Source organism: Cellulomonas triticagri (assembly GCF_003696205.1).
Lineage (GTDB): Bacteria > Actinomycetota > Actinomycetes > Actinomycetales > Cellulomonadaceae > Cellulomonas > Cellulomonas triticagri.
On sequence record NZ_RFFI01000176.1, the window covers coordinates 1 to 5193 of the forward strand.

A 5193-nucleotide genomic window follows, 5' to 3' on the forward strand; every position below is an offset into this window, starting at 1 on the left:
GCGCAGCGCGGGGTCGCCGCCGCCGCGCCGCACGTGCATGAGGGTGAGGCGCAGGTCGAGCGGCCCGTCGGGCCGGTACGCGGCGCTCAGCGGCGGGTGGTCGGCGTGCGCGGGGTCACCGGCGGGCGCGGGGTCGCCGACGTGCGCGGCGTCGAGCACGTCGGGCGGGGGCAGCGGCACCCGACCAGGATGCCCCACGCCGCCGACACGCCCCGGGGCACGTCCCGACGAGCCGCCGTCGAGCGGCTCAGCCCGCCCGCAGCGCCCCGGTCTGCGCCAGCCACGAGGCGACCGCCCGCAGGTACACCGCACGGGGGCCGTCGGCGGACAGCGTGAGGTCGTGGATCCCCCCGGGCACGGTCACGAGCGTGACGTCGTCGCCGAGCCCGGTGGCCCGGGCCCAGATCTGCCCGACGTCGAGCACCGTGTCCTGCGCGTCCAGCAGCGGGTTCTCCCGCGAGTTCGGCCCGGACTCCGCCGCGGTGCACACCAGCACGGGTGCCGGGATGCGCAGCCCGCGCGCGAGCCGGGCCTGCCCGCGGCGGACGGCGCGCATCCACCCGGCGCGCACGGGGAACCCCTCCGCGGGCTTGAGCCGCCGGTCGTAGTCCCAGCGCCCGCCGTTCGCGACGTGCAGGTGCCACGAGTACGCGGACGGTCCGTCGGCGAGCACCCGCATCGGGTCGACGGGCCCGAGGTTGTCGAGCACCCAGGTCGACACGACGCGGTGGAACCAGCGGGCGTCGAGGTCGAACCACGGGCTGTTCAGCACCAGCGCGTCCACGGCCGTGCGCCCGCCCGGGCTGTCGGCCCACAGCGCGGCCGTCAGCCCGCCGGTGGAGTGCGCGTGCACCACGAGGCGGTCGTGCCCGAGGTCGTCGCGCAGCAGCCGCGCGGCCAGCCCGAGGTCGACGCGGTACTCCGCGAGGTCGTCGACGTAGTGCGGCACCTGCCCGTCGCGCCAGGACCGCCCGCAGCGGCGCAGGTCGACGGCGTAGAACGTCAGGCCGATCTCCTCGAACGCGGCGGCGAGGTGGGTCTGGAAGAAGTAGTCGTTGAACCCGTGCACGTGCAGCACGGCGGGCCCGCCGACCGGTGCGCCCGTGCGGGGGGTGCGGCGCACGACGGTCGCGACCAGGTCGGGGTCGGTGGCCGACAGCGCGAGCGTGGTGCGCTCCCAGCCGTCCCCGAGGTCGTCGGGCTCCCAGCGCGTGGTGCTCACGCGGCGTCCGCGGTGCGGCGTGCGGCGGTGAGGGACAGGGGGAGGAGGGCGGCGAGCCCGATCGCGATGACCAGCACGATCCCCAGGATGCCCCACCGCTGCGACCCGGCGACGGCGACGAACGTGGAGAACGCGAACGGCGCGAGGAAGCTCGCGGCCCGGCCGGTGGTGGCGTAGAGCCCGAAGATCTGGCTCTCGCGCCCCGGCGGGGTCATCCGGGTGAGCAGCGACCGGCTGGCGGACTGCGCCGGGCCGACGAACACGCACAGCAGCAGCCCGCACACCCAGAACGCGTTGGTCCCGGCGCCGGCCAGGGCGAACGTCGCGACGCCCGCGACGACCAGCCCGACCAGGGACGTGACGATCAGGGCGCGGGGCCCGACGCGGTCGTCCAGCAGCCCGGCGAGCACGGTGGCGATCCCGGCGACGACGTTCGCGGCGATGGCGAACACCACGACCTCGCTCGCGGAGAACCCGAACGTCCCGGACGCGATCACGGCGCCGAAGGTGAACACCCCCGCGAGCCCGTCCCGGTACACGGCGCTGGCCAGCAGGAACAGCACGGTGCTGCGGGAGTGCCGCCACAGGTCGCGGACGTCGGCGACGAGCCGCCGGTACGCCTCGACCACGCCGACGCGCGCGGGTCGGCGCCCGGAGGCGGCGACCGGCTCGTCGGGGACGGCGAGCAGCACCGGGATAGCGAACACCCCGAACCAGAGCGCCGACAGCAGCACCGCGACCCGGATGTTCCAGCCGTCCTCGCCGGTCACGCCGAACCAGCCGACCTCCGGGTTGATGAACCCGACGAACAGCACCAGCAGCAGCACGATCCCGCCGACGTACCCGGCGCCCCAGCCGATGCCGCTGACCCGCCCCAGCGTCGCGGGCGTGGCGACCCGCGGGAGCAGCGCGTTGTAGTGCACGGACGCGAGCTCGAAGGTGATGTTCGCGACCGCGAGCAGCGCGATGCCGAGCACCAGGTTCGTCGTCAGCGCGTCCGGGTCGGGGCGGACCAGCACCATCGCCGCGCACACCGCGACCGTGACCGCCGTCTGCACCGCGAGGCTGCGCCGTCGCCGCCCGGACCCGTCGGCGCGGGTGCCGGTCATCGGCGCGAGCACCGCGATCAGCACCCCCGCCCCCGTCAGCCCCCAGCCGAGCCACGTCGAGTGCTCGGCGAGCGCGGCGTCCAGCGCGTCCCCGCCCTCGGCGACCACCGCCGGGTCGACGAACGACTCGCTGGTGATCCACCGGGTGAACACGAAGGTGGTGATGACCGCGTTGAACGCGGCCGACCCCCAGTCCCACAGCGCCCACGCGGTGACGGGCCAGCGGCCGGTGGGGCGCCCGACGGGGTCGGGCGCGGGGGCGGCGGGCGTCGGGGCGGCGTCGGCGTGCACGGACCAGGCATACCGCCGACGGGCGTCCGGCGCGTGTCGACCCGCTGAACGGCAGGTGCCGCGGCGGCCGCGTCACCCGGGTGGGTGCGGACCGCGGTCACCACCCAGGGCGCCGTCCGGTCGGGTGGGGGGCGGCTAGGGTCGGGCGCTATGACGCGCGCCGACCTCCACCAGGCCGACGGACTCACCGCCGAGCAGGTCCGGGACCGCGTCGCGCGCGGCGAGTCGAACCGGGTGGACGAGGCCACCAGCCGCAGCTGGGCCGAGATCGTGCGCAGCAACGTGCTGACGCGCGTGAACGCCATCTACCTGGTGCTGTTCCTCGTCGTGCTCAGCACCGGCCACCTGCTCGACGGGCTGTTCGGGCTGCTCATCGTCGTGAACAGCACCGTCGGCATGGTGCAGGAGGTGCGGGCCAAGAGGACCCTCGACCGGCTCGCCCTGCTCAACCGCGCGCAGGTCACGGTCGTGCGCGCCGAAGGGGTCGCGGTCCTCGATCCGGCCGACCTGGTGCGCGACGACGTGGTGCGGCTCGCCTCCGGGGACCAGGTGCCGGTGGACGGCGTGCTGCTCACCACCGCCGGCCTGGAGGTGGACGAGTCGCTGCTCACCGGGGAGTCCGAGCCCGTGCTCCCCGCGCCCGGCGGGCGGCTGCTGTCCGGCAGCGTCGTGGTCGCCGGGTCGGGGACCATCCGCGCGACGGGCGTCGGTCCCGAGGCGTACGCCGCCCGGCTGGCGCGCGAGGCGTCGGCGTTTCGCCGCCCGTCCTCCGAGCTGCGCGCGGGCATCGACCAGATCCTGCGGTACGTCACCTGGGCGCTCGTCCCGGTCGCGGCGCTGACCATCGTCAACCAGCTGTGGCGCGCCGACCAGGGCACGTCGGACGCCCTGCGCGGGATGGTCGCGGCGCTGGTGCCGATGGTTCCCGAGGGCCTGGTCCTCATGACCAGCGTCGCGATGGCGGTCGGCGTGATCCGGCTGGGTCGTCGCCGCTGCCTGGTGCAGGACCTCCCGGCGATGGAGGCGCTCGCCCGGGTCGACGTCGTCTGCTTCGACAAGACCGGCACCCTCACCGAGGACGGCATGCGGGTGCGCGACGTCGACGTGCTCGACCCCGCGCTGCCGGCGGGCGCCGTCGAGGACGCCCTCGCCACCCTCGGCGCCGCGGAGGAGCGCCCGAACGCCAGCCTCCGGGCCGTGCTCGAGCACGTCGGGGACCGCGCGCCGCTGCCGACCACGCACGTGGTGCCGTTCTCCTCGGCGCGCCGGTGGGCCGCCGTGCGCACCGGCGACGGCGCGACGTGGGTGCTCGGCGCCCCCGAGGCGCTGCTCGGCGACCACCCGGCGCGCGACCGCGTCGCCCACGAGTCCGCCGGCGGCGCCCGGGTGCTCGCGCTCGCCCGCGCCACCGCCGCGTCCACGGTGTCCGCTGCGTCCACGGTGCCCGCTGCGCCCACGGCGGAGCGGCTGCCGGACGACCTGGTGCCGACGGCGCTGCTCGTCCTCGACCAGCGGGTGCGCCCCGAGGCGCGGGGCACCCTCGAGTACTTCGCCCGGCAGCACGTCGACGTCAAGGTGGTCTCCGGGGACGCCCCGGTCGCGGTCGCGGCGGTCGCCGCCCAGGTCGGCCTGCCCGGCGCCTCGGTCGCCGTCGACGCCCGCGACCTGCCCGACGACCCCGACGCGCTCGCCGACGCCGCCGAGGGCGCCGGGGTGCTCGGCCGCGTCGGTCCCGAGCAGAAGCGCGCCCTGGTCCGCGGCCTCACCGCCCGCGGCCGCACCGTCGCGATGACGGGGGACGGCGTCAACGACGTCCTCGCGCTCAAGGAGGCGGACGTCGGCGTCGCCATGGGCAACGGCAGCCCCGCAGCCCGGGCCGTGGCCCGGATCGTCCTGCTGGACAGCAGCTTCGCGACCCTGCCGTACGTCGTCGCCGAGGGCCGCCGGGTCATCGCGAACATCGAGCGCGTCGCCACGCTCTTCCTGTCCAAGACCGTCTACTCGGTGCTGCTCGCCCTCGCCGTCGCGCTCAGCGGCGTCCCGTTCCCGCTGCTGCCCCGGCACGTCACCGTCATCGCCTGGTTCACGATCGGCATCCCCGCGACCGTCCTCGCCCTCGCGCCGAACCGCGAGCCCGCGCGCACCGGGTTCGTCCGCCGGGTGCTCACCTCCGCCGTGCCCGGGGGGCTCGGGGTCGCCGTCGCCGCCTACGGCGCGTTCGTCGTCGCGCGCTCCGTGGTCGGCCCGGACCAGGTGCTCACCTCGACGGCGGCGTTCCTGGCGCTGGTCGTCGTCGCGTTCGACGTGCTGATCGGCGTCGCCCGGCCGCTGCGGCCCTGGAAGGTCGCGCTCGTCGCGACGATGGTCGCGGGGATGGCGCTCGCGGTGCTGACCCCGCTCGGGCAGCGGCTGCTGGTGCTCGACCCGACGGACACCCGGGTGCTCGCCGTCGCCGCCGGTGCGGCGCTCGCGGGGCTCGTGGTCCGCCGCGTGGCGGCGCTGGTGCTGCGCCGGGCGGTCCCGGGGCCGTAGCCCCGGCGTCCGGGTGGGCGGCGCGGGGCGCGGCTCAGC

General features: G+C 76.4%; 3 protein-coding genes and 1 pseudogene. 1 reads left to right on the forward strand and 3 read right to left on the reverse strand.

From position 1 onward, the window contains the following. From EBM89_RS19320 to EBM89_RS19330, 3 genes and pseudogenes are all read right to left on the reverse strand, one after another. Positions 1 to 180, reverse strand: a pseudogene (locus tag EBM89_RS19320) (DNA-3-methyladenine glycosylase 2 family protein); the annotation flags it as partial. Between the two features lie 67 nt (positions 181 to 247). Continuing rightward, positions 248 to 1222 (reverse strand): alpha/beta hydrolase, encoded by a 975-nt coding sequence (locus EBM89_RS19325; RefSeq protein ID WP_122151226.1) that lies wholly within the window; start codon positions 1220 to 1222, stop codon positions 248 to 250. Next, the gene (locus EBM89_RS19330) at positions 1219 to 2622 is read right to left on the reverse strand and encodes an MFS transporter (protein WP_122151227.1); all 1404 of its coding nucleotides are present in this window, start codon (positions 2620 to 2622) and stop codon (positions 1219 to 1221) included. Before EBM89_RS19330 ends, EBM89_RS19325 begins: the two co-directional genes overlap by 4 nt. A 150-nt stretch (positions 2623 to 2772) precedes the next feature. Between EBM89_RS19330 and EBM89_RS19335 the strand changes: the two genes are divergently transcribed. Further along, positions 2773 to 5154: an HAD-IC family P-type ATPase gene (locus EBM89_RS19335; protein WP_122151228.1), complete on the forward strand. Its 2382-nt coding sequence runs from the start codon at positions 2773 to 2775 to the stop codon at positions 5152 to 5154. Positions 5155 to 5193: the final 39 nt, after the last annotated feature.

Excerpts from the sequence above, each read along its gene's own strand:
- EBM89_RS19335 (WP_122151228.1), top strand. The coding sequence starts at position 2,773 with ATGACGCGCGCCGACCTCCACCAGGCCGACGGACTCACCGCCGAGCAG.